This window comes from Roseburia sp. AF20-18LB, from assembly GCF_003461185.1.
Taxonomy (GTDB): Bacteria; Bacillota; Clostridia; order Lachnospirales; family Lachnospiraceae; genus Roseburia_C; species Roseburia_C amylophila.
The window spans coordinates 353,877-378,104 of sequence record NZ_QTWP01000002.1; the positions used below are offsets into that span (position 1 = coordinate 353,877).

A 24,228-nucleotide genomic window follows, 5' to 3' on the forward strand; every position below is an offset into this window, starting at 1 on the left:
GTTCATATCATCTAGTTAACTTCTGTCGATATATGATGTCCTGATTTAAGTTTTGAAAGCACACACACAACTTCTATATGATACGTCCACGGGAACATATCCACCGGCTGGCACCGCTCCACCCGGTAGCCCTGGCTTGTAAGATACTTCAGGTCCCGCGCCTGAGTGACTGGATTACAGGAAATATAGACCACACGCTTTGGAGAAAGCTGTAGTAGTGAAGATAGGAAAGCCTCATCACTTCCGGCACGAGGCGGATCCATGAATACCACATCGGCAGTTTCGCCCTGTGCTGCCATCTTGACCATGAATTCTCCGGCGTCCTCATTGTAAAATGTGATATTTTTCATGTTATTGCGCTTCGCATTGGTCACGGCATCACGCACCGCATCACGGTTCACTTCCACACCAATGACAGAGCCGGCTTTTCCTGCTGCTGCCATGCCAATGGTACCAATGCCGCAATACGCGTCGATTACCTTTTCTTTTCCGGTCAATCCGGCAAACTCGATAGCTTTGCCATAAAGGATTTCTGTCTGCACCGGATTTATCTGGTAGAATGAGGATGGAGAAATGCGGAAACGGAGTCCACACAACTCGTCCTCGATAAATCCTTTTCCATAAATGGTAATATTCCGCTCTCCTAAGACAACACTGGTGCGCCGGTCGTTCACATTTACCACCACCGTTGTAACTTCCGGATGCTTTTCACGAAGTGCTTTTACAAAATTATTTTTTGACGGCAGAATTGGTGATGCCAGCACCAGAACAACCATAACTTCGCCGGTACGGAAACCTCTTCTTACCAGAACATGGCGTAGCAATCCATACCCGCTGTCCTCGTCATATACTTTTATTTTAAAGGAGCGAAGCATTCCACGAATATCATAAATGATGCCATCCGCAATCTTATCCTCAATCTGACATTCATCAATCTTTACCACCGAATGTGTTCCCTGCTGATATGCTCCGGAAATCACTGTTCCATTTTTCAGCCGCTGAAATGTAGCATTGACCTTGTTCCGATAATGAAATGGCTCCTGCATTCCGATAACCGGCTCCACTTTTCCAAAGCTGCCTAAAAGTTCTTTTACTTCCCGATGTTTCTTGTTGAGCTGCTTTTCATAATCCATTCCCTGATACTGGCAGCCGCCACATTTTTTTGCAAGATCACATTCTCCCGGTGGGCAGATGTGTTTTTCCGGACGTTCCGATTTCGAACCATGCTGCTTTTTTGCATTTTCCTTTTTTCTAAATTTATTGTTCTCTTCTGACTTTCTCATTTCCTGTACCGTTCCTTATTTTTCAAATACTATACTATTTTTTAGTTTAACGCATTTAGCAGCCTTTTTCTATGGTTATTGCAGAAATATTTTCATACCTAAATTTTCATAAATGAATTAAAATAAAATGCGAAATAATGACATCTGCTGAGCCTGCCACTGGCAGTTTCTTACGGATATACAAAACGTCGATACAGGCTGTACCGACGTTCCTTCAACACTTCACACTATTTAATTTTTGCAATCAAACTGCAATCATCTCTTTTTGTAAAGAAGTAATTCCGGATTTTCGCCATTTTCCTACCAGTGCATTTAATTTTTCAACCTTAGGAAGCCCGTCTATGTGAAGTTCATTTATTTCCTTTATTAGCTGTTGCTTAAACTCCTCAAACTCTCCATTGTCGCTAAGTTCATCATATTTTTTCCAATAATCTAACTTTGGGAGCATTTCTTTCATATATGCGCGCGCCTGCTCCTCTGTAAAATCATCGCTTACCATGTTTTTAACGCATATGTCGATTAATTCATCCATATCGTTATAGGTATATGTTCCGTTGGCTCATTCTGGGACATTCCTCTTTGTGTACGAAGTTCCAGAATAATATTTTTTGTCTCCATCGTTGCTACCTCCTTTATCCATATCATACCGGTAAATTCAGTTTCAGAAAAGCAACTTACTGTTGCTGTACGATAAGGCAACTAAAACTTTAGATGCAAAATACACTATATAGCGGAACTGATTTTATTCCTTTTGCCATCCCAAAATTTCTTGTTGAAATCCGGATTGCATACGAAGGATTATATTTTTCCATATAAACCATCATGCTTTTGGCTTTTACATGGTTACCAGCCTTACACTCTACCGGAATAACGTGACTTTCTTTTTGTATCAGGAAATCCACTTCCGCCGTATTATCAGACTCCCAATAATGAAGATCATAACCATTTGTTTTCAAAGCAATTGCAACATAGTTTTCTGTCAGTATGCCACGAAAATGCTCTGTTTCCATGCTTTGTAATGCTTCCAACGTCATTCCTATTCTTGCAGACATAATACCCATATCACTGTAATATAATTTGAATGCACTTACATCCTGATATGCCGCAACCGGATAAAATCCCTGACTGCACTTCATGCATTTATTCACAATTCCAGCCCGAATCAGCCAATCAATTGCATCTCCATATTGAGATGCCCGTGCTCCTGATTTTATCAGCTTGTATTGAAATTTTTTTGCATCTTTTGCCAACTGTGCCGGCAGGGAATCATACGCTTCAAAAATACGCACGGTGTCCGTCTGATTTGCATATTTTGTCATGTCTGCAATATAAGAATTTAACAGCATCTGACGAATTTCCGTCTGCTCCAATGGACTGTCTTTTGCAAGGTCTGCCTTTACTGCTGCCGGCATTCCTCCCACGATGCAATAATGATAAAATTCCTGCAAAGCTTCCTCGTGCAATATCTCATCTAACGGCTGATTATTTTCATAATGTTCCCGTATGGTATCCGAAAGCATCTGCTTTCCCTTAGCCCACAATACCTCTTCCAAATCCATCGGGTACATGGTAACCATCTGAACTTTTCCTACCGGAAATGAATATTTTTCACGGTTGACTGCTACACCCAGCAGACTTCCGGCAGCTATTACATGGTATTCCGGTGTCTCTTCTGAAAAATATTTTAAAGAAGTTAATGCTCTTTCACACATCTGTATCTCGTCAAAAATAATGAGCGTATTTTCCGGTACAATCTTTACCTGATAATATTTTTCTAATATGGCGATGATATAATCTGCATGAATATCTGTATCAAAATACTTCCCAATTCTTTCGTCCGTTTCAAAATTTACATAGACTGTATTTTTATAATATAATGCTCCAAATTCACGCATTTCAAACGTTTTTCCAACTTGTCTTGCACCATAAATAAGTAACGGCATTCTACTTTTTTTCATATTTTTCCATTCATATAATTTAGCAGTTATTTTACGCTTCATGTGTGTGCTCTCTCCCTTCTTTAAAATATCATCGCGTCTTTTAATGTATTATATTACATTTTTCCATACGAATCAACGTGTTTTTGCACACAAAAAAGTGGCAATTCACTTAGGACCTGCCACTTTCAAAAATTTTCACATCTCATCAACAACCTGGAACACATAGAACTTCAGATAATAGGATTCGTCCGCCGCCCAGAGAATCGGATGATCCGGTGCCTGGGTGCGGAATTCCACCTGACGCAGACGCTTGTGGACGCTGTGGGCTGCCTGTCCGATTGTCTTGGTAAACAACTCATACGTCATAAAATGGGAGCAGGAGCAGGTTGCAAGAAATCCGCCATTTTTCACAAGCTTCATGGCACGAAGGTTAATCTCACGATAGCCCTTGATGGCATTTTTAACAGAATTTCTGGACTTGGTAAATGCCGGTGGGTCTAAGATTACCACATCATACTTTTCGCCTGCTTCCTCTAATTCCGGCAGCAGTTCAAAGACATCCCTGCACAGGAATTTTACCGTGCCGGAAAGACCGTTCAATGCTGCATTTTCTTCTGCCTGATGTACGGCAAGTTCCGAAGCATCCACTCCGGTGACTTCTTTTGCTCCGGCAATTCCGGCATTTAATGCAAAGGAGCCGGTATGGGTAAAGCAGTCTAACACTCTTGCATCCTCACATAATTTCTGAATGGCAAGACGGTTGTATTTCTGATCTAAGAAAAATCCGGTTTTCTGACCATCCTTTACATCTACGATATAACGCACACCATTTTCTACAATTTCCACATTGGTATCAAATGCTTCTCCGATAAAGCCCTTCTTAAGCTCCATGCCTTCCTGTTTGCGGACTTTTGCATCACTCCGCTCATATACGCCGCGGATTGTAATGCCATCCTCTGCCAAAATTTCCTTTAAAAGCTTTACAATAAGCTCTTTGTAACGGTCGATGCCAAGTGCTAAGGACTGCACTACCAGCACATCTGAAAACTTATCGATAACCAGTCCCGGCAGGAAATCTGCCTCTCCAAATACCACGCGACAGGATGAGGTGTCTACCGTCTTTTTCCGGTATTCCCATGCCTGCTGCAATCGTGTCCGGAAAAATGCTTCATCAATAACTGTATCTTCTTTTCTGCTGAAAAGGCGCACCCGGATTTTGGAATTGCGGTTGATAAATCCAATGCCCATCGGATATCCGTCAAAATCGTGTACCAGCACCAGATCTCCGTTTTCAAATGTTCCCATGACACTTTCTATTTCATTATCGAAAATCCACATGCCACCGGATTTTACCATTCTTCCTTCGCCTTTTTTCAATGTTACAACTGCACTCATGTTAATCCTCCTTCGTAACCTCTTTCTTATAATTTACCACAAATATACCGATGCATACCAATATCAGGGCAATCACACTTTTGATGCCTGCTGCCTGCTCTTTTTCTCCCAGAAGCCATGCTGAAAGAATCACACCAAACACCGGGTTCATAAATCCAAATACCGCTACACGGGAAATCGGATTATATTTTAGTAAAATGCCCCACAGCGTGTATGCGACGGCAGAAATGCATGCCATGTAAAACAGCAGTCCAAAGGATGATGCCGTAAATCCGCTCACCCGTCCACCTGCTGCAAAGCCGCACAATGCCATAATAATTCCACCCACCAGGAACTGGTATCCACTCAGCATGACAGGATTTTCGGATTTGGAATACCGCTTTAACAACACGGAAGAAAATGCATACGCTACCGTTGACAGGAAAATAAATCCTTCTCCGGTCACGCTCATATGAAAATCAAATCCGCTGCTTCCCATATTTACCAGTGCCACGCCTGCAAATCCAATGATACAGCCTGCTATTTTCCGCGTCGATAATTTTTCCTGATGGAATAAAAGACTTGCTACCAGAATTGCCACGAATACATTTAATGCTTCAATAATGGACGCTTTTACCCCGGAGGTGTGCGCCAGTCCGATATAGAAAAGCAGGTACTGTCCCACAGTCTGCAAACTGCTTAATTTAAAAACTTTTCCAAGAGAGCCATTTGTCGGACGCAGAAACTGTCTGCTTCCGATACTTCCCAATATTATTGTTAAAATTCCCGCCAGCGTAAACCGATAGCCGGCATACAGAATCTGGGACGCCACCTCATCCGATGCAATGTACATCATCTGATAGCCGATTTTAATACACGGAAATGCACTGCCCCACAACAGGCAGCACACCAATGCTCCCAGCCAGACTACTATGGTTTTCTGCATGAATTTTTCTTTTGTTTCCATTGCTTTCATCCTTTTCTCAAGCTTTCGCTTTTCTTCTCATTCTTGTCTCATTTCATCATAGACACCAGTGCCGGCTCTGTCAAATAAATTCTGTCCCTACTGATATACTTTTTCCCTGAAATATGCGATAATAAATATGTTTGTATAGGTGCTTGCGAAAGGAGATGATTTGATGATAACAATAAGCCTTTGCATGATTGTAAAAAACGAGGAGCAGGTTCTCTCCCGCTGTCTGGATTCACTCGCCGGTCTGATGGATGAAATCATTATCGTGGATACCGGCTCTTGCGACCGCACCAGGGAAATTGCTACCCGCTATACCGATAAAATCTATGACTATATCTGGAAGGATGACTTTGCAGATGCCAGAAATTTTGCTTTTTCCAAAGCTTCCATGGAATACATTTATACCGCAGATGCAGATGAAGTCTTAGATGATGAGAACCGAGAACAGTTCCGGCTTTTAAAAGAAGCCATGGTTCCGGAGGTCGAAATTGTACAGATGAAATATGTGACCAAAAATGAATTTAATACGGTGCTTAACTTTAAAGAAGAATACCGTCCGAAGCTCTACCGGAGACTCCGTACCTTTACCTGGATTGACCCGATTCACGAAACGGTGCGCTTAGACCCGGTTGTCTTTGACAGTGATATTGCTATTACGCATCTTCCGCAGTCCCTGCACAGCAGCCGTGATTTCAAAGGCTTCTTACTGGCATTTGACCGGGACGGACGGCTTTCCGAAAAATTGCACCGGATGTATGCCAAAGAGCTCCTCATGACCGGGGAGAAAGAAGATTTCATTGCCGCCGCAAAAGTATTTCTTGCTACCCTGCAGGATGAAACCGCTTCTGGGGATGCCCGCAAGGAAGCCGGCTGTATCTTAAGCCGCTGCTACCGGATTACCGGAAATGTCAATGAATTTTTCAAGCTGGCACTGAAGGATATGATTACTACCCCTTGTGCAGAAATCTGCTGCGAATTGGGAAATTATTTTTTTGACGCAGAAGATTATGATGAAGCAGCCGTGTGGTACTACAACGCTGCCTTTGAAACTGCCAGCATTCTTGATGTCCATACCAGTGGAAATATTCCGCTGAACGGACTGGCTGACTGCTATGAAAAATCCGGGAATGCAGCCCAGGCGGAAGAATATAGAAATGCAGCCAGACAATGGCAGCTCCCAGACGATAATTCTTAGTCCCTTCGACTTGAATAATCATGTACGAAGTGGTACTATGATAATAATTTAACAAACAAAATATACAGGAGGTTTTTCATGGATTACACACAGGAATATAAACAGAAATTAGTCTCCGCAGATGAGGCTGTCAAAGTCATCAAATCCGGTGACTGGGTAGATTATGGATGGTGTACCGGAACTCCGGATGCACTGGATAAAGCCCTTGCAAAACGTACGGATGAATTAAAGGATGTCAACTTAAGAGGTGGTATTCTGTTAAAACCGTTAGCTGTCTTCGAACGTGAAGATGCCGGCGAACACTTTACCTGGAACTCCTGGCATATGTCCGGAATCGAGCGTAAATATATCAACCGTGGTTTTTCTTACTACGCTCCAATCCGTTATTCCGAGCTTCCAAGATACTATCGTGACTCCGCTACTCCGGATGATGTAGCAATGTTCCAGGTTGCTCCAATGGACAAACATGGATATTTCAACTTTGGACCAAACGCTTCTCATATGATGGCAGTTTGCGAGACTTCCAAGAAAGTTATCGTTGAAGTAAATAAAAATATGCCTCGCTGCTTAGGCGGATTTGAAAACAGCATCCATATTTCCGATGTTGATTTCATCGTAGAAGGCGAGAACCCGGCTATCGGTGAATTAGGTGGTGGCGGAGCTGCTACTGAAATCGATCAGGCAGTTGCAAAATTAATCGTAGATGAGATTCCAAATGGTGCATGTCTCCAGCTTGGTATCGGTGGAATGCCAAATGCTGTTGGTTCCATGATTGCAGAATCTGATTTGAAAGATTTAGGTGTACATACCGAAATGTACGTTGATGCATTCGTTGATATTGCAAGAGCAGGAAAAATCAACGGTTCCAAGAAAAACATCGACCGTTTCCGTCAGACCTATGGTTTCGGTGCAGGAACTCAGAAAATGTATGACTACTTAGATGAAAACCCGGAACTTATGAGTGCTCCGGTAAGCTATACCAATGATATCCGTTCCATTTCCGCACTGGATAACTTTATTTCCATTAACAATGCAGTAAATGTAGACCTCTTCGGTCAGGTAAATGCAGAGTCTGCTGGAATCAAACACATCAGTGGTGCCGGCGGACAGTTAGACTTCGTTCTGGGTGCGTACCTTTCTAATGGTGGTAAGAGCTTCATCTGCTGTTCTTCTACCTTTACAACCCGGGATGGTCAGTTAAAATCCCGTATCCTTCCTACCTTAGATCCAGGATCTATCGTAACCGATACCCGTGCCAACATCCACTATCTGGTAACAGAATATGGTAAAGTCAACTTAAAGGGACTTTCTACCTGGCAGAAATGTGAAGCAATTATCTCTGTCGCACATCCGGACTTCCGTGATGAATTAATCGCAGATGCAGAGAAAATGCATATCTGGAGAAGAAGCAACAAATAACTACGTAACTTTTAAAAATCCCATGGGATTATCCCATGGGATTTTTGCAATATGATAGGTGGAACCCTTATGATTCTGTCCATAAATGCACACAATTTTCATGTTATCTCTTTTTCCTCTCTTCCACAGATACTGCGATAAATTTCCCAGATTAAAAATCCGGAAAGCGGACCTAAAATAACACCGGCTGTTCCATATATTTTCAGACCTGCATAAATACTGATAATAACCGCCAGCGGATGCACGCCCAGCCCTCTTCCCATAAGCCTTGGCTCCATAAATTCCCGGATAAAGGTACTCAATATAAACAGTATACCATATATAACTGCCGCAAAATACTTTCCACGAAATAAATCGATAATCAGCCATGGTATAAAGACAAGTCCTGTGCCAATAAAAGGCAGTGCATCACTCATGCCAATCAGCACTCCCGCCAGAATGGCATAAGAATTTCCGGTAAGGAACAGACCTGCTATACATACGCCACTGATTAATGCCAATATAATAAGCTGTGCCTTAAGATATGTTCCACCGGCATGACACATATTTTGAAATATCCGTCCGCCCCAGGAATAAAAACTGCTTTTTCTCCAACGCTGCACCAGATTATCATAATCACAGAGTATCAGTACTGCCGCCACAACAGTTACAATGCAGATGCCAAAGAATGCTGCCAGTCCCCGCAAAGATGCCAGCGAACCATTCATCATTGCCGGAATCAGCTTCGTTTCTGCCTGACTGCTGACATATGCCGCGCAGTTTTTTCCCCACTGCACCATTGTCTCTGTTTTCATGCCGGTGATTTCCGCAACCCGCTCACAACAACTGCACCAGAGTGTATCTGCTTTTCCAAATAATGCCGGATAATTCGTTATCAGTGATGCAAGTTCGCAGATTCCCTTGTATACAAGATAGCCCATCGGCAGAAAAATCACTGCCAGCAGCAACAACACTGCCGCCGTACTTACAATTCCTTTGGGAAGCTTTGTTTTCTCTGACAGAAAGGCTACTGGTTTACATAATATTCTTGCAATAAGGATTGCCAGTAAAAAAGGAATTACAATCGGCAGTGCGAAACGCATTCCCAAATATACTGCAACTGTAATCCCTGCTAAATATATAATCTTTTTTATAAGTTGTCTTGTTTTTCCAGTCATACCATCAGTATGTGTCATACCGGGTTTTTTATGTATTATAAATCTGAGAACAAATGAAATGCCTGACCTTCCGGTGTTATCTGAAACTGCATCTTCTTTTTGCTAGTGGGATGCAGAAATTCCAGCCAGTAAGAACAAAGTGCCAGTGGCATCTGCCTCATTCCCGGCAGACTTTCATTCTTCCTTCCATACTTTCTATCTCCCACCAATGGCCAGCCATGATGCGACATCTGCACACGGATCTGGTGATGCCGCCCGGTCTCTAATTTTACTTCAAGAAGACTGATTTCTTCCGCAGCTTCAGTTTTTTCCGATGTTCCATCCGCTGTACCCGCTCCTGAAGCAGCTTTACCATCTCTGCCATCTCTATCATCGCTATCATCAAGCGTACTACATTCCAGCACCCGATAGGTTAACGCCGCCCGCTTTGCATCTGCGGTTCCCTGTTTTACGACAGAAGAAGTATTACTTCTGCCGTCCTTCTTAAGAAAGTCAATAAGCTGTCCTTCTTTCGGTTCTGCTTTTCCATATACCACTGTCAGATAATATTTTCCAAAACCATTTTTCTGCATCTGCCGGTTCAGCTCTGCTGTAGCTTCTTTGGTCTTTCCAAAGACCATTACGCCTTCCACCGGCTGGTCTAAGCGATGGATGATTCCAATAAAGGGAGTCTCTCCTTTTGCAGCAAGATAATTCCGAAGCAGGCTCTCCATATCCTGCTCGCCCATATGCTTCGTCTGCACTGCAATCCCTGCCGGTTTTACACAAACAAGCAGCTTGTCATCCTCATATAAAATATGTTCTGCAATCTTATACATATACTTTTTCCTGCATCTCCTGTGCATTTTCTAATTGTAAAAATAAAGCTGAATTTGTTTTTACATAAATTTTAATACATACAAAGTCAACAATAATAGCTGCCGCAATAAGTAAAGCAAATAACAATGCCACCGGATTAGCTGCTACCAGACCATTTATAATTTAAATCTGTATCCTACCCCCCAGATTGTCTCGATATACTGAGGCTTTGCGGTATCCATTTCAATCTTCTCACGAATCTTTTTGATATGTACCGTTACGGTTGCGATATCACCAACGGATTCCATATCCCAGATTTCTTTAAACAGTTCTTCCTTGGTAAATACATGATTCGGATTCTGTGCTAAGAATACCAGTAAATCAAATTCCTTTGTGGTAAATGCTTTTTCCTCGCCATTTACCCAGACGCGGCGTGCTGTCTTATCAATCTTGATTCCACGAATCTCAATAATATCATTTTCCTGCACATTGCTGCCAATCAGTCTTTCATAACGGGCAAGGTGTGCCTTTACTCTTGCTACCAGCTCGCTTGGGGAGAATGGTTTTGTGATATAATCATCTGCACCTAGTCCCAGTCCGCGAATCTTGTCAATATCGTCCTTCTTGGCAGATACCATAAGAATCGGTGTATTCTTTACTTCACGAATACGTTTGCAGATTTCGAAGCCGTCCATGCCCGGAAGCATCAGGTCTAAGATATACATGTCAAAATCAGATGCCAGTGCTTTCTCTAAGCCCCTTGCTCCATCACTTTCGATTTCGACATCGAAACCGCTTAACTCTAAATAATCCTTCTCCAGTTCTGCAATTGAAACCTCATCTTCAATAATCAATACTTTACTCATTTGGAACCTCCTGATATTTTCTCAGTACAAAATACATGATTGTACCTGTTTCTTCTTTACTGGTTGCCCATATCTTTCCGCCATGGTCTTCAATAATTTTACGGACAATTGATAAACCGATACCACTTCCGCCGGTTGCAGAATTTCTTGAAGTATCTGCCCGGAAGAACCGGTCAAAGATATATGGCAGGTCTTTCTTTGCAATTCCTTTTCCATTATCTTCTATCTCTACCTGGATAAAATCACCCACATCCTTTACACGAATATTGATAAAGCCCTTCGGCTTATCCAGATATTTGATGGAATTATTAATAATATTATGAATGACACGCTTTAACTGCTCCGGGTCTGCAATAATCTGCACATCATCCCCAGCGTAATTAAAATACGATAAACCAATATTTTTTGCCTCTAAATCCAGGCCGATTTCTTCTACGCAGTCATCGAAATATTCCATTACATTTATCTTGCTAAAATTATATGGAATTCGATTAGTATCAATCTTTGAATAAAGTGTCAGCTCATTTAATAGTAAATCCATCTCATTGGCTTTATTATAAATGGTCTTGATATATTTATCCCTTTTTTCCGGCGTATCTGCCACACCATCCATCAGACCTTCCGAATAACCTTTCACAGCAGTAATCGGGGTCTTTAAATCGTGGGCAATATTACTGATTAAAACACGGTTTTCTTTCTCTGATGCCAGCTTCTCTTCTGCAGAATCTTTCAGTCTCTGCCGCATCTCTTCGAAGTTCCGGCACAGCTCGCCAATTTCATCATTGCTGTCTATTTCCAAAGTAAAATCAAGGTTGCCCTCTTTAATATTCTGGGTTGCCATCTCTAACTTCTTAATCGGAGTAATGATGCTCCGGTAATTCCATATGGTAAGCATACCTGCCGTCAACAAAAGTATCAATAACACAGAAATAATAATATCCATCAGAAGTTCCTTCATTTCCGGCACAAGTGATTTAATAGATGTAATTACAAACAACGTTCCTTCCGAACCATCCGAAAAATCAAAGTCAATCCGCTTAATCATTTCCTGTTTATCACTGTCAATGAAATAGCCGGTCTCTCCCCCTGTCTTGGTATCCATGTAATCCGGCAGATTTTCCGGAACCGTATTCAAATCATTCGTTCCCACATAGACTTCTTCATTATCCCTCATGACAATCAGGTAGGAGTTTTTCCCCTGCAGAGTCTCATTAACCTGCATTAAATATTTCATGTCCAGGAATTTGTCCGGGTCGCTTTCCGCTGTATCCAGTAACTTCTGACAACTGTCCTTTGTCACCCGGTTCCACATCTGCACCGTATTGGTCAGATAACTAATATTTCCATCTTCCACCTGATAGGTGTTGGCAATATCTCTTAACTGAAAATAACGGAATCCGCACATTGCCAACGCGGCCAATGTCACCGGCACAAATATGATAATACAAAATGATATAATCAGCTTTGTCCTTAGTTTCATTCTCAAGCCTCCAGTTTTTCATAATCATAGTATACCACATGCAGTCTCTTTTCCCATGAAAATTCTGAGAATTATTCTAAAGAATTTATAAATTATTTTCCAACCACCCAAAACTCTTTGCTGGTTTTCTCATTAAAATGCCAAAAGACCTCTTTCCGGCATTTCAATCATTTCCCTTAAGAAATAAATCTTTTCCGAAAAGAGGTCTTTCTTCTTTATACTATTCTGGAATCTATTCCAATATTATAAGTGTTTCTTTAATTCATCAACTTTGTCCAACGCTTCCCATGGAAGTGCAACATCGGTTCTTCCAAAGTGACCATATGCTGCTGTCGGGCGATAAATCGGTCTGCGTAAATCAAGCATCTTGATAATTCCTGCCGGACGAAGGTCAAAGTTCTCACGGATAATTTCTACTAATTTCTCATCAGAAACTTTTCCGGTACCAAAAGTATCAACCATAACAGAAGTAGGCTGTGCTACACCGATTGCATAAGATAACTGAATCTCACAACGCTCTGCAAGACCTGCTGCTACTAAGTTCTTAGCAACGTAACGTGCTGCATATGCTGCTGAACGATCAACCTTGGTGCAATCCTTACCGGAGAATGCTCCGCCGCCGTGACGGGCGTATCCACCGTATGTATCTACGATAATTTTACGTCCGGTAAGACCTGCATCACCGTGTGGTCCACCGATTACGAAACGTCCGGTTGGGTTGATGAAAAATTTAGTATTCTCATCAACTAATTCCTTTGGAAGGACTGGGTCAAAAACATATTTCTTAATATCCTCATGAATCTGTTCCTGGGTTACATCCTCGTCATGCTGTGTAGAAAGTACAACTGCCTCTAATCTCTTTGGTTTTCCAGCCTCATCATACTCTACAGAAACCTGTGATTTTCCGTCTGGTCTTAAGTATTTTAAAGTACCATCTTTACGAACTTTGGTTAACTGTAATGCCAGTTTGTGGGCTAAAGAAATCGGATATGGCATATATTCCGGTGTCTCGTTGGTTGCATAACCAAACATCATACCCTGATCTCCGGCACCGATTGCTTCAATCTCCTCATCAGTCATTTTATTTTCTTTTGCTTCCAAAGCCTTGTCAACACCCATTGCAATATCCGGTGACTGCTGGTCTAATGCTACCATAACAGCACAGGTATGTCCGTCAAATCCGGTTTCTGCATGGTCATAACCGATTTCATTTACAGTATTTCTTACAATTGCAGGAATGTCTAATTTTGCCTTTGTAGTAATCTCTCCTGTTACAAGTACAAATCCGGTACAGCTTGCTGTCTCACAGGCAACACGGCTCATTGGATCCTCTGCCATACATGCGTCAAGAATTGCATCTGAAATCGCATCACACATTTTGTCTGGATGTCCTTCTGTTACGGACTCTGATGTGAATAATCTTTTTTCCATCGTTTTCTCCTCTCGTTTTGTTGATTCCCTTATTAAGTATCTGGTGGGTGCGCTTGGCTCCTCTTTCTTCCAGACCTTTTTTCGCTGCTCGCGTAAAATAAAAAAACCGCTTACATCATAAGCGGACCCGATAACGGTAAAGATAATCAAATCCTCTTATTGTTCGACTTGCTCGCTCAGGTTGGCACCTTCCTTATGCTGTGGGGTTGCCGTGACTTCATTGATCCTATGTATCTCCATCACTCTGAATAAGAGAAATTACAATATTGAATTTTCAAATCTCTATGGGAGAGAATACACCTATTATATCGAAATGTCAAGCACCATATTTTCTCATCAACAGAGAAAACATTCCTTATTACTTTTTGTATCCTTTTGACAAATTTTAACGGTTTTTACTGTTAAGATTGACATTTTTGGCAAAAAGAATATACTTAAATAGGAATATAATTGTGATTTGTTCTATCATAATTATAAAATCCATCCAGAACGAGGACCACATGCATGAAAGAATATCAGACAAAAGATTTGTTACCAGGTATGGTTACCGCAATTCCTGTCCGCACCAAGCGTGGACAGCTTATTATTAATCCGAATGTAGAACTTACGCGTACCCTGATTTCCAGACTGGAATTTTATGGCATCGCCAGTGTGCAGATTACAGAAAATAAACAGACCGCTGCTCCAATGGAAACGCCAAAGGATCCGGCATATTTTCCTGCCAAAAGCCCGGTTTCTGCACCAAGTCCGGTTTCTGATGCTTCTTACTCACAGAAGCTCAAAAGTTCTCCGGAATTCCAGCGTTTTCAGGTGGATTTCACCCTGCGTTCCCAGGATTTAAAGAACTGTTTTGATGCTTACCTTTCCGATGGAGGAACCGTAAACAAAGAAGAGCTTTTATCAAAGACCATTTCTTTAGTAAGTCCAAAGCAGACCACTCTGGATGTCTTTGATATGTTACATAATATGCGTCAGGTCAACGACAGCACCTATGCACACAGTCTGAATGTTGCCATCATCTCCCGTATTATCGGAAAATGGCTGCATTTTTCCAATGAAGAATTAGACACTCTCACCCTTGCCGGTCTGCTTCATGACATCGGTAAGACAAAAATTCCGGATGAGGTCTTAAATAAAGACGGAAAATTAACAGATGAAGAATTCCAGATGATTCGTAATCATCCGAAATATGGCTATGATATTTTAAAATCCCAGCCATTAAATTCCCATATTAAAAAGGCAGCTCTCATGCACCATGAACGTTGCGATGGTTCCGGTTATCCAATGGGGCTTACCATGGAAGAAATCGATGACTATGCACTCATCATTGCGATTGCCGATGTTTACGATGCCATGACAGCAGCACGCTCCTATCGTGCTCCCCTTTGTCCGTTTGAGGTAATCGCCGAATTTGAAAAAGACGGTCTGCAGAAATATAAGCCAAAGTATATTCTGACCTTCTTAGAGAATATTGCCAATGCATACCAGAACAACCGGGTTATGTTAAGTGATGGTACTTCCGCCCGCATTGTTTTATTGAATCATCGTCGTCTTTCCAAGCCACTGGTTCAGTTAGATGATGGAGCCTGTATTGACCTTGAGAAAAGTCCTTTATATATCAAAGCAATCATATAAAAAGAATGTGCCTTGGCACATTCTAGCGCCTGCGGCGGTCGCTTGCGACATCTGCCTTATACGCCGCAGTGCGCATCCTCGCGGAGCGTTTTATACTTTACAGGAAAGCAATTTCCTGTAAAGTATAAAAGATATCTGATAACTATGCCTCATTTGCAGCATATTTACCAGATATCTTTTTTTGGTTATGATAACGCTTTTTAACACTTCTGTCTCATTGCAATATTCATATTAGTATTTATATTCAAAACTTTCTATATTGTGATGCTCTTATCTTATGATACTTTCAATGTGAATTTCTGGATTTCTTTCTCGGAGCTTACTTTTTCAATCATTGCACCAAGGGAAGCTAATTTCTCTTCAAAATGTTCATATCCACGTTCAATATAATAAATATCATCTACAATGGTGATGCCTTCTGCTGCAAGACCTGCAATTACAAGGGCTGCACCTGCTCTTAAATCCGGAGCACTGACTCTTGCACCTGTGTATTTTTCAACACCGGTAATAATTGCAATATTGCTCTCTACTTTCACCTGTGCACCCATACGGGTCAGTTCATCTACATATTTGAAACGGTTTTCAAAAATACTTTCTGTTACGGTACTTGTTCCTTCTGCTAATGCTAAAAGCACCGACATCTGTGGCTGCATATCTGTTGGAAAACCAGGATACGGCAAAGTAGTTACCTGAGTATGATGCAATGGCTTGCTGGATACCACACGTACTGCATCATCAAATTCTTCCACTTCACAACCAATTTCAATTAATTTTGCTGTGGTTGCCTCTAAATGCTTGGGAATAACATTTTTAACAGTTACATCACCTTTGGTTGCAGCCGCTGCAAACATAAAAGTTCCTGCTTCAATCTGATCCGGAATAATAGAATATTCTGTTTTATGAAGCTTCTCTACACCCACAATACGGATGACATCTGTTCCTGCACCACGGATATTTGCTCCCATGCTGTTTAAGAAGTTTGCTACGTCTACGACATGTGGCTCCTTAGCTGCATTTTCAATAATTGTCTTTCCCTCTGCCATGGATGCCGCCATCATAATGTTGATGGTTGCTCCTACAGAAACTTTATCTAAATAAATATGGTTTCCCACCAGATGCTCTGCAGTAGCAGAAATTAACCCATGCTGAATATCAACATCAGCTCCTAACGCACGGAAACCTTTCAGATGAAGGTCAATCGGACGGGTTCCGATTGCACAGCCACCCGGAAAAGCCACTTCTGCTTTCTTATATTTTCCAAGTAATGCTCCTAACAGATAGTAAGAAGCTCTGATTTTATTAATATATTCATAGTCCACGCTCAAATCATGAATCAGTGAACCATTAATCTTTACCTTATGTTCTCCAAGACGCTCTATCTTAGCACCAATTCCCTCCATGGCACTTAATAACACATTAATATCACGAACGTTTGGTAAATTATCTATTATTACGGTCTCATCCGTCATAATTGCTGCCGCAAGAATTCCCAGTGCAGCATTCTTAGCTCCACCAATCTCAACTTCGCCAACCAAAGGATTTCCACCTTTAATCACATACTGTTCCATCTCGCACCTCTATGCTTAGATTCCCTACAAAATTGCAAACAAAATATTATAGTAACTTATTTCCTCTTTTGTCAAGTATTTCTCGTACCTCAAAAGAATTATCTACAATAGTATTATTATATTATATATTCACTGACTTGTAAATCGAAATTAATTCAGATAGTTCACCGGATTTACCTGGGAACCATTAATTAATATCTCAAAATGCACATGCGGACCTGTAGAACGTCCCGTACTTCCGCTTAATGCGATCACTTCACCCTGTGATACGCTCTGCCCTGCTTTTACCAGTAATTTACTGTTATGTGCATAACGTGTCATTCTTCCATCCGGATGGCTGATTAAGACACAGTTGCCATAACCGGAAACATAACCGGCACTGACTACTACACCATTGCTGGATGCAAATACCTTGGTTCCGGTCGGACATGCCCAGTCAATTCCTTTATGCATTCTGCCCCATCTTCTTCCAAAACCGGAAGAAACTCTTCCGCCAATCAGCGGTTTAATGTAAGTTGGCGGTATCTTGGTTCCACGCTCAATAACTGCCGGCGTTGACTCTGTCAGTATGGTCTGGTGGATCATACTCCGCTCCGTCTCGATTCCGTTCTCTGTTGTCACCACCATATTAACCTCGCGATGTCCGGTAGTTCCTTCTGCAAGCACCACTTCGTCGGTCGTATACCAGGAATCATTCGGTACAATCTCCGGCTCTGCGGTATAATCCTCTTCATATACTACGCCTTCGCTGATCCGTAAGCTGATGTCCGGCTGAGGCACTGACAGAATCAGTTCTTCACCGGCACTGATTACTGCATCTTCCCCGGACAATCCATTGAGTGCTATAATTGCTGCCACCGATGTATCATGCTCCTGTGCAATGACCGACAGACAGTCTCCCGGCTGTATCTCATATATTTTATTCGTTTCTTTCTCTTTTGTTACTTCTTCCACCGCGGCATCTATATCCGTCAGAGTGTCCGCTGCTACCAGATTGGTGAACACTTCCACATCCTGTGCAAATTCCATCGAAAGAATTCCGGTTTCATAATTATTTTCCCCGGGATTCTCCTGTGCATCGGAAAGATAGATTCCAAGCTGCTGCACAATACCGGCATCCGCAGAATCTTCTGTTTTTTCTGAAACGCCTGCCTCTTTTAAGTTTGCAAGAAGCATTCCCTCCTGATGATCTGTTTCCTTTTTGAACTCTATCTCGAACCGATTGTCCGTATCCTGTTCTTCCTTCAAACGTCCTAAAAACGTTTCTACTTCATCTAAAGTTGCAAAAGAAAGCTGGTTTTCACCGGCACTTACCGTATATGCAAAGATTTCTCCGGAATTTTCTTTCTTAAGCTCCTTTGTAATCTTTTCTTTTAATGCAGTTTCACTTAACAGCTTCTGAAATGGCTTATGGCTTTCTGTTGTCTCATAAGAAATCTCCTGCATCAGATAGCCTTCACTCTCTTTTGCCATTTGCCGCCGGCTTTCGTGTACTGCCTTTTCCACATCTGTCTTGTTGCTGACACAGCCTACCACTTTATTATTTACGGTTACCACAAAATAATTCTGTCCCAACGAAAATTTCTGCAAAAGTACCACCAGTACCAGACAGACGAAAAATATGCCTGCTGCCCACATGCGGATACGAATCTTTTTATCGACTTTTCCAATTCTATTTAAAGTTGTTGATTTCTTTTTCTGCTCCTGCATCTTATCTGACTTCTTCATTTTATCTGATTCCTGTATCTTCACAGGTTCCTGTGCATTCCCTGGTATCTGCATCTTTTATTCCATCCCGAGTTTTTCTTTTACCACATCGATTGTTTCACGAATAGACAATCCCTCTTCACTTACGGTGATATCCGCATATTTTTCATAATATGCCGTTCTCTCATCATACAAATCTTTCAGGGTCTGTCCATCTTTTAATACTACACCGCGGTTCTTCAAATCACCAAGACGCTCTTCTAATGTCTCATAAGATACACTCAGATAAAGTACGGTTGCAATTTCTTTATAATGCTCCATGGCTTTTGCACAATATACTGCACTGCCTCCTGTGGCAATGACTGCTTTATGGCCTTCTATGCTGCTGTTTACCTCATCCTCAATCTCAAGAAATCCTTCTGTTCCGTGCTCTGCAATCAGCTCACACAAAAGCTTTCCAGTCTGCTGCTGGATGACTAAATCTGCATCCACAAAATTATAGCCTAATGCCTTCGCCAATACGACACCTACAGTACTTTTTCCTACGCCCGGCATTCCGATTAATACGATATTGTCTTTCATTCCATACTCCTGTATCTATGTGATAGAAAAGAAGCAGAAAAATAAATTTTCTGCTTCTCTATGTTCTTGTCACTTTATAATTTCTGCAATTATTCTGTTGCTGCCTCTGATGCTGTCTCTGTCTCACTTACAGATTCTGTTTCTGTATCTGTTTTCTTGATGGTATAGAGCTTATCAAAGTTAACAGCTGCCCATACATCATCATTTACCGTCCATTCTTTTTCTTCCTTGTAGCTGTCGCATACTTCCGTATATTTATCGGACTGACGCTTGGAAACAATTGTTTCTTTCTCTTTGTCGGTTGCATCACGGTCAAATTCACTGTCTAAGCGGATAACATAATATCCTTTTCCATCTACGGAAATCATGGAAGATACTTCTCCCTCTTTTAACGCATCTGCTGCTGTAATAATGGATGCATCCATACTTCCGGTTGCTGTTCCATCTTCACCGATTTCATCACTGCCGTATGAATAAGTGCTTACAGTATATCCGTTGTCTGTTGCTGCTGCATCAAAATCGGTTTTCGCTTCTTCTGCGATTTTCTCTGCAGTTTTTTCTAATTCTGCCTTCTCATCATCGGTATATTCCACATAATTCTTGCTGTCATCATAATGTGCCTCAGTAGAAACCTTGATATAACTGAATGTTCTCTGTGCCGCTTCTTCATCAGAAACTTCGGTATCTACAGTTGCAATGATTGCATTATGCATCTTCTTCTGAATCAGGTTCAGTCGAAGCATTTCTGCTACATATTCTTTCTTGGCACCCATGGTCCTGATTGCTTCCTTGCTATTGTCATCCATGAACTGCTGTGCTGCAGTATCAATATCAGAAAGCTCCTCATCCGTTATTTCCACACCATAGTCTTTCATATGGTCTTCTAAGAGATAATTGGTCTGTATCTGTGTCAGGATTCCATCTTTTACATTATCCTGCATAGTCTTACCGTTTCCGGATAAATCCTGTGACCACATATTTTCCTTGGCATATCCCATGGTAATATAGCTGTCATAGGATACTGCTGTATACTGTGCCATAAAGTTGGCAAGTCCAAGTGAAATCTCTTTATCTCCTAATGTAGCAACAACTGCATCTTCATCGATTCTGCTGCCACATCCTGTCATAGCTACGGAAGCTGCAGTAACAACCGCCAATGCAAGTGCTGTGAATTTCTTAAATCTCATATCACGTTCCTCCAAAATATTTATCATCGTTCTATTATAGTGCTTTTTCGTACATGCCGCAAGATTTTTATGCAGTTAAGCATCCTTTTTTATGGTTTTTTCTACCAGAATCGTCTGCACATCCAACACAAACTGGCGGATATAGTCGATACTGCTGCCTGATACTGTCCGGCTGTTGGTTCCCCGGTTCAGCACAAAATACGGTCCTTTCTGATCCGGTATAAATTTCAACGCATGATCATATTTTGACAGAAGTTCCGGTATTTTTGCCGGATTCACCGCAGCTTTTTCATACATGACAAAGCGCACTGTATTGCCACGCTCTACCACTTCCTTCATATACGCCTGATGCGCCAGCACTTTTATCAATGCAATGGAAAGAAGGTTTGTTACTGATTTTGGCGGGTCTCCAAAGCGGTCTGTCAGCTCATCAAGCATCTCATCACTTTCTGAATCATTTTCAATGGCTGCAATTCGTTTATAAATATCCAGCTTCTGTGTCTCGTTTGGAATATAGGACGGTGGGATAAATGCATCCATTTCCACATCTACTGTTGTATCGAAGCTTTCTTCCACTCCGATTCCCTTCTCCTGTTTGACAGCCTCATTGAGCATCTTGCAGTAAAGGTCATAACCGACTGCCTCCATGTGTCCGCTCTGCTGGGCACCCAGCAGGTTTCCGGCTCCACGGATTTCCAAATCCCGCATGGCAATCTTAAAGCCGCTTCCAAGGTCTGTATATTCCTTGATTGCAGCCAGACGTTTCTCTGCGATTTCTTTTAACATCTTATCCCGGCGGTACATTAAGAACGCATATGCCGTCCGGTTAGAACGCCCTACTCTTCCGCGAAGCTGATAGAGCTGTGACAGTCCCATATTATCCGCATCATGAATAATCATGGTATTTACATTGGAAATATCAAGCCCCGTCTCGATAATCGTTGTGGATACCAGCACATCAATCTCTCCGTTGATAAACTGATACATAATATCCTCAAGTTCCCGTTCCTTCATCTGTCCGTGGGCAAATGCCACATTGGCATCCGGCACCAGCTCTGAAATTTTCGCTGCCATTTCTGCAATCTGGTTTACCCGGTTAAATACATAATAAACCTGTCCGTCTCTTGCTAATTCCCGGCAGATTGCCTCCCGCACCATTTCTTCATTATATTCCATGACATAAGTCTGGATTGCCACACGATCCATCGGCGGCTCCTCTAAAACACTCATATCGCGGATTCCGATAAGGCTCATATGCAATGTCCTTGGAATTGGTGTTGCCGTTAAAGTCAGCACATCCACATCCTTTTTCATCTGCTTGATTTTCTCTTTATGAGCCACACCAAAACGCTGCTCCTCATCGATAATGAGAAGTCCCAAATCCTTAAATTTCACATCCTCAGAAAGCACTCTGTGGGTTCCGATAATAATATCCACCATGCCTTTTTTCAAATCTTCGATGGTTTTCTTCTGCTCTTTTGGGCTGCGGAAACGGCAAAGCAAATCTACTCTTACCGGGAAATCTTTCATCCGCTGGGCAAAGGTATTATAGTGCTGCTGCGCCAGGATTGTGGTCGGTACTAAATAAACTACCTGTTTTCCCTCCTGCACCGCCTTAAAGGCAGCACGGATTGCCACCTCCGTCTTGCCATATCCTACGTCTCCGCAAATCAGACGATCCATAATCTTGGTGCTTTCCATGTCCTTCTTGGTTGCTTCAATGGCAAGTTCCTGATCTTCTGTCTCCTCAAATGGAAACATCTCTTCAAATTCCTTCTGCCATACAGTATCCGGACCATAGACATAGCCTTCTTTATTCTGTCGGATAGCATAGAGTTCCACCAGTTCGTGGGCAATTTCTTTTACCGCACCACGCACTCTGGTTTTTGTCTTATCCCAGTCTGGGCTGCCCAGCCGGTTTAACTTCGGTTTCTTGGCATCGGAACCGGCATATTTCTGAATCAGTTCCAGCTGGGTTGCAAGAATATAAAGATTGCCTCCCTTGGCATATTCAATCTTAATATAATCCTTGACTTTTTTATCGACTTCGATTTTCTCGATCCCACGATAAATGCCAAGGCCGTGATTTTCATGTACCACATAATCACCTACATGAAGGTCACGAAAGCTCTGTATCTTTTCCCCCTCATAGAGACGGTGTTTCTTCCGTTTCTTCTTTTCCTGCCCGAATATATCACTTTCTGTGATAACCGCAAATTTAATCAGCGGGTATTCGTATCCACGTTTTACTTTTCCATAGGCAGTTAAGATTTCTCCCGGCTGCAATTTCCGTTCAAAATCTTTGGCATAATAACAGCTTACCTCTTCTTCCTGTAAATCCTTCGCCAGATGCTCTGCCCTTGTCTTAGATGCGGATAATACAACGACCCGGTATCCGTTTTTCTTATAATTCTTTAAATCCTTCACCAGCGTTGCAAAGCTGTTATTATAGGAATTCACACCCTGCACCTGAATATGGTAACGGTTCGTAATGTCTAACTCCCGCACCTTCATATCCAGTGCTGCCAGTGCAAGTCCGTGGAAACTCTGCATCTTCGCAGTAATTTCCTTTCCGGTAAAGAGCGTTTCTGCCTGTCCCGGCAGGATATAACCCTTCTCCAAGCGCTGCTTCATGCTCTCTTCAAATTCCTGCTCTGTCACTCTGCCCTTTTCCATCAGCCGGGCAGGTTCATCCAGGACTAAAAGAGTCTCGTCTTTACCAAAATAATCCAAAAGGCTTACCGCCTCCGGGAAGAAATATGCAAGGCTGCTGTCCAAATTAGCTGCACCACCTAATTCTTCTATCTCTTCTTCCAAAGCAGCCGCCGTCTGTTTGATGCGATGGCCTTCTTCATTTTTCATCTGGTCGCGGAACTTCTTTTCTGCTTTTACCGCTTCCTGTCGAATTTTCTTCAAGCCCGCCTGCTTCCGTTTTTCCGTCAGCACCAGTTCCGTTGCAGGATACAACGTAATTTCTTCCAGATTCTCTATGGAACGCTGGCTCTCAGCCTCAAAGCTTCGCAAGGAATCAATGGTATCTCCCCACATTTCAATACGCAGCGGATTTTCTTCCGTCAGAGGATATATATCAAGGATTCCTCCACGCACCGCAAATTCTCCCGGCATTTCCACCTGATAATTGCGCACATACCCCATCTGCAAAAGCCGCTTTGTCTCTGCCTCAAAGTCTAATTCGTCTTCCACCTTATAAGTACGCACCGCTTCTTTAAAGGCTTCCAGTCCTGCCATCCGGTTCATCAGTCCGTCAAAAGTCAATACCACTGTAACCGGCTTCTTTTCGGATAAACGTTTTAACAGGGCAATCCGCTCTCCGGTAAGCTGATTACTTCTGATATCCGACTGATAAAATAAAATATCCTTCGCTGGGAAATAGAGAGTCTCCCTGTCGAAAAAACGATAATCTTCTAAGATTTCCCTTGCTTTTTGTTCGTTAAAAGTAACGATGATTTTATTTCTAAAACCATCGTTCGCCGCAAATACCATATGTGCCTTCTGCGCATCCATGCATCCGGATATCTGAACGATACCCGGACTGCTCTTTAGCTGCTTTAAGGCATTTTGCAATTCTTCCAGTTCCGAAAGGGGCTGCAAAAATACATTCATAATGTTCTT

19 protein-coding genes and 1 riboswitch are annotated in these 24,228 nt (G+C 42.1%); of the genes, 3 read left to right on the forward strand and 16 right to left on the reverse strand.

Translation table 11 applies throughout. The features are described 5' to 3' along the window. Positions 1–11: 11 nt before the first annotated feature. The 5 genes from rlmD to DWX65_RS06365 all read right to left on the reverse strand — a co-directional run bounded on the left by rlmD (position 12) and on the right by DWX65_RS06365 (position 5,573). Entirely contained in the window at positions 12–1,283 is a 1,272-nt protein-coding gene (gene rlmD, locus DWX65_RS06345) for a 23S rRNA (uracil(1939)-C(5))-methyltransferase RlmD (protein WP_118088124.1), read from the reverse strand. A 244-nt stretch (positions 1,284–1,527) separates the two neighbouring features. Further along, positions 1,528–1,815: a zinc ribbon domain-containing protein gene (locus tag DWX65_RS06350; RefSeq protein ID WP_278336299.1), complete on the reverse strand. Its 288-nt coding sequence runs from the start codon at positions 1,813–1,815 to the stop codon at positions 1,528–1,530. Positions 1,816–1,990: 175 nt separating this feature from the next. Beyond that, positions 1,991–3,241 (reverse strand): ATP-binding protein, encoded by a 1,251-nt coding sequence (locus DWX65_RS06355; protein ID WP_242997827.1) that lies wholly within the window; start codon positions 3,239–3,241, stop codon positions 1,991–1,993. Between the two features lie 177 nt (positions 3,242–3,418). Continuing rightward, entirely contained in the window at positions 3,419–4,618 is a 1,200-nt protein-coding gene (locus DWX65_RS06360) for a class I SAM-dependent rRNA methyltransferase (protein ID WP_118088122.1), read from the reverse strand. Between the two features lies 1 nt (position 4,619). Next, on the reverse strand, positions 4,620–5,573 hold the full coding sequence (locus DWX65_RS06365; protein ID WP_118088121.1) for a DMT family transporter: 954 nt from the start codon (positions 5,571–5,573) through the stop codon (positions 4,620–4,622). Positions 5,574–5,736: 163 nt separating this feature from the next. Between DWX65_RS06365 and DWX65_RS06370 the strand changes: the two genes are divergently transcribed. Together DWX65_RS06370 and DWX65_RS06375 are read left to right on the forward strand one after the other, a co-directional pair. Further along, complete coding sequence (locus DWX65_RS06370; protein WP_118088120.1) at positions 5,737–6,765, forward strand: glycosyltransferase family 2 protein; 1,029 nt, start codon at positions 5,737–5,739, stop codon at positions 6,763–6,765. A 78-nt stretch (positions 6,766–6,843) separates the two neighbouring features. Then, positions 6,844–8,184, forward strand: a complete 1,341-nt coding sequence (locus DWX65_RS06375; RefSeq protein ID WP_118056599.1) for a butyryl-CoA:acetate CoA-transferase — start codon at positions 6,844–6,846, stop codon at positions 8,182–8,184. A 98-nt stretch (positions 8,185–8,282) separates the two neighbouring features. On the opposite strand, the gene DWX65_RS06380 is transcribed toward DWX65_RS06375, so the two are convergent. The 6 genes from DWX65_RS06380 to metK form a co-directional block, all read right to left on the reverse strand. Beyond that, positions 8,283–9,359, reverse strand: coding sequence for an AI-2E family transporter (locus DWX65_RS06380; protein WP_117946156.1), 1,077 nt, complete (start codon positions 9,357–9,359; stop codon positions 8,283–8,285). A gap of 17 nt (positions 9,360–9,376) precedes the next feature. Continuing rightward, on the reverse strand, positions 9,377–10,159 hold the full coding sequence (locus DWX65_RS06385) for an RluA family pseudouridine synthase (protein WP_118088118.1): 783 nt from the start codon (positions 10,157–10,159) through the stop codon (positions 9,377–9,379). Then, the gene (locus tag DWX65_RS14955; RefSeq protein ID WP_158564710.1) at positions 10,152–10,292 is read right to left on the reverse strand and encodes a hypothetical protein; all 141 of its coding nucleotides are present in this window, start codon (positions 10,290–10,292) and stop codon (positions 10,152–10,154) included. The genes DWX65_RS06385 and DWX65_RS14955 overlap by 8 nt, the downstream gene beginning before the upstream one ends. 23 nt (positions 10,293–10,315) lie before the next feature. Continuing rightward, positions 10,316–11,005 (reverse strand): response regulator transcription factor, encoded by a 690-nt coding sequence (locus DWX65_RS06390; protein ID WP_022243614.1) that lies wholly within the window; start codon positions 11,003–11,005, stop codon positions 10,316–10,318. Beyond that, on the reverse strand, positions 10,998–12,485 hold the full coding sequence (locus DWX65_RS06395) for a sensor histidine kinase (RefSeq protein ID WP_118173091.1): 1,488 nt from the start codon (positions 12,483–12,485) through the stop codon (positions 10,998–11,000). The genes DWX65_RS06390 and DWX65_RS06395 overlap by 8 nt, the downstream gene beginning before the upstream one ends. Positions 12,486–12,728: 243 nt before the next feature. Continuing rightward, a complete protein-coding gene (metK, locus tag DWX65_RS06400) occupies positions 12,729–13,916 on the reverse strand; it encodes a methionine adenosyltransferase (protein WP_022243616.1) in 1,188 nt (395 codons plus the stop codon). Between the two features lie 153 nt (positions 13,917–14,069). Beyond that, positions 14,070–14,171, reverse strand: a riboswitch (SAM riboswitch). A gap of 249 nt (positions 14,172–14,420) precedes the next feature. Here metK and DWX65_RS06405 point away from each other — a divergent pair. Further along, positions 14,421–15,551 (forward strand): HD-GYP domain-containing protein, encoded by a 1,131-nt coding sequence (locus DWX65_RS06405; RefSeq protein WP_118056602.1) that lies wholly within the window; start codon positions 14,421–14,423, stop codon positions 15,549–15,551. Positions 15,552–15,826: 275 nt separating this feature from the next. On the opposite strand, the gene DWX65_RS06410 is transcribed toward DWX65_RS06405, so the two are convergent. From DWX65_RS06410 to mfd, 5 genes are all read right to left on the reverse strand, one after another. Next, positions 15,827–17,119, reverse strand: a complete 1,293-nt coding sequence (locus DWX65_RS06410) for a UDP-N-acetylglucosamine 1-carboxyvinyltransferase (RefSeq protein WP_117841358.1) — start codon at positions 17,117–17,119, stop codon at positions 15,827–15,829. Between the two features lie 150 nt (positions 17,120–17,269). Beyond that, a complete protein-coding gene (locus DWX65_RS06415) occupies positions 17,270–18,901 on the reverse strand; it encodes a M23 family metallopeptidase (protein ID WP_242997828.1) in 1,632 nt (543 codons plus the stop codon). A 3-nt stretch (positions 18,902–18,904) separates the two neighbouring features. Next, positions 18,905–19,408, reverse strand: coding sequence for a shikimate kinase (locus tag DWX65_RS06420; protein ID WP_118173092.1), 504 nt, complete (start codon positions 19,406–19,408; stop codon positions 18,905–18,907). Positions 19,409–19,497: 89 nt separating this feature from the next. Beyond that, positions 19,498–20,595: a peptidyl-prolyl cis-trans isomerase gene (locus DWX65_RS06425; RefSeq protein ID WP_158564711.1), complete on the reverse strand. Its 1,098-nt coding sequence runs from the start codon at positions 20,593–20,595 to the stop codon at positions 19,498–19,500. A gap of 75 nt (positions 20,596–20,670) precedes the next feature. Further along, on the reverse strand, positions 20,671–24,219 hold the full coding sequence (gene mfd / locus DWX65_RS06430) for a transcription-repair coupling factor (protein WP_118173094.1): 3,549 nt from the start codon (positions 24,217–24,219) through the stop codon (positions 20,671–20,673). Between the last annotated feature and the right edge of the window lie 9 nt (positions 24,220–24,228).

Bases quoted from the DNA above. Each gene is read 5' to 3' on its own strand.
- DWX65_RS06420 (WP_118173092.1), bottom strand. From the start codon at position 19,408: ATGAAAGACAATATCGTATTAATCGGAATGCCGGGCGTAGGAAAAAGT.
- DWX65_RS06385 (WP_118088118.1), bottom strand. From the start codon at position 10,159: ATGTATAAGATTGCAGAACATATTTTATATGAGGATGACAAGCTGCTT.
- metK (WP_022243616.1), bottom strand. From the start codon at position 13,916: ATGGAAAAAAGATTATTCACATCAGAGTCCGTAACAGAAGGACATCCA.
- DWX65_RS06355 (WP_242997827.1), bottom strand. From the start codon at position 3,241: ATGAAAAAAAGTAGAATGCCGTTACTTATTTATGGTGCAAGACAAGTT.
- DWX65_RS06390 (WP_022243614.1), bottom strand. From the start codon at position 11,005: ATGAGTAAAGTATTGATTATTGAAGATGAGGTTTCAATTGCAGAACTG.
- DWX65_RS06405 (WP_118056602.1), top strand. From the start codon at position 14,421: ATGAAAGAATATCAGACAAAAGATTTGTTACCAGGTATGGTTACCGCA.
- DWX65_RS06360 (WP_118088122.1), bottom strand. From the start codon at position 4,618: ATGAGTGCAGTTGTAACATTGAAAAAAGGCGAAGGAAGAATGGTAAAA.
- DWX65_RS06415 (WP_242997828.1), bottom strand. From the start codon at position 18,901: ATGCAGATACCAGGGAATGCACAGGAACCTGTGAAGATACAGGAATCA.
- DWX65_RS06375 (WP_118056599.1), top strand. From the start codon at position 6,844: ATGGATTACACACAGGAATATAAACAGAAATTAGTCTCCGCAGATGAG.
- DWX65_RS06350 (WP_278336299.1), bottom strand. From the start codon at position 1,815: ATGGATGAATTAATCGACATATGCGTTAAAAACATGGTAAGCGATGAT.
- mfd (WP_118173094.1), bottom strand. From the start codon at position 24,219: ATGAATGTATTTTTGCAGCCCCTTTCGGAACTGGAAGAATTGCAAAAT.
- DWX65_RS06425 (WP_158564711.1), bottom strand. From the start codon at position 20,595: ATGAGATTTAAGAAATTCACAGCACTTGCATTGGCGGTTGTTACTGCA.
- DWX65_RS06370 (WP_118088120.1), top strand. From the start codon at position 5,737: ATGATAACAATAAGCCTTTGCATGATTGTAAAAAACGAGGAGCAGGTT.
- DWX65_RS06380 (WP_117946156.1), bottom strand. From the start codon at position 9,359: ATGACACATACTGATGGTATGACTGGAAAAACAAGACAACTTATAAAA.
- DWX65_RS06395 (WP_118173091.1), bottom strand. From the start codon at position 12,485: ATGAAACTAAGGACAAAGCTGATTATATCATTTTGTATTATCATATTT.
- DWX65_RS06365 (WP_118088121.1), bottom strand. From the start codon at position 5,573: ATGAAAGCAATGGAAACAAAAGAAAAATTCATGCAGAAAACCATAGTA.
- DWX65_RS06410 (WP_117841358.1), bottom strand. From the start codon at position 17,119: ATGGAACAGTATGTGATTAAAGGTGGAAATCCTTTGGTTGGCGAAGTT.
- rlmD (WP_118088124.1), bottom strand. From the start codon at position 1,283: ATGAGAAAGTCAGAAGAGAACAATAAATTTAGAAAAAAGGAAAATGCA.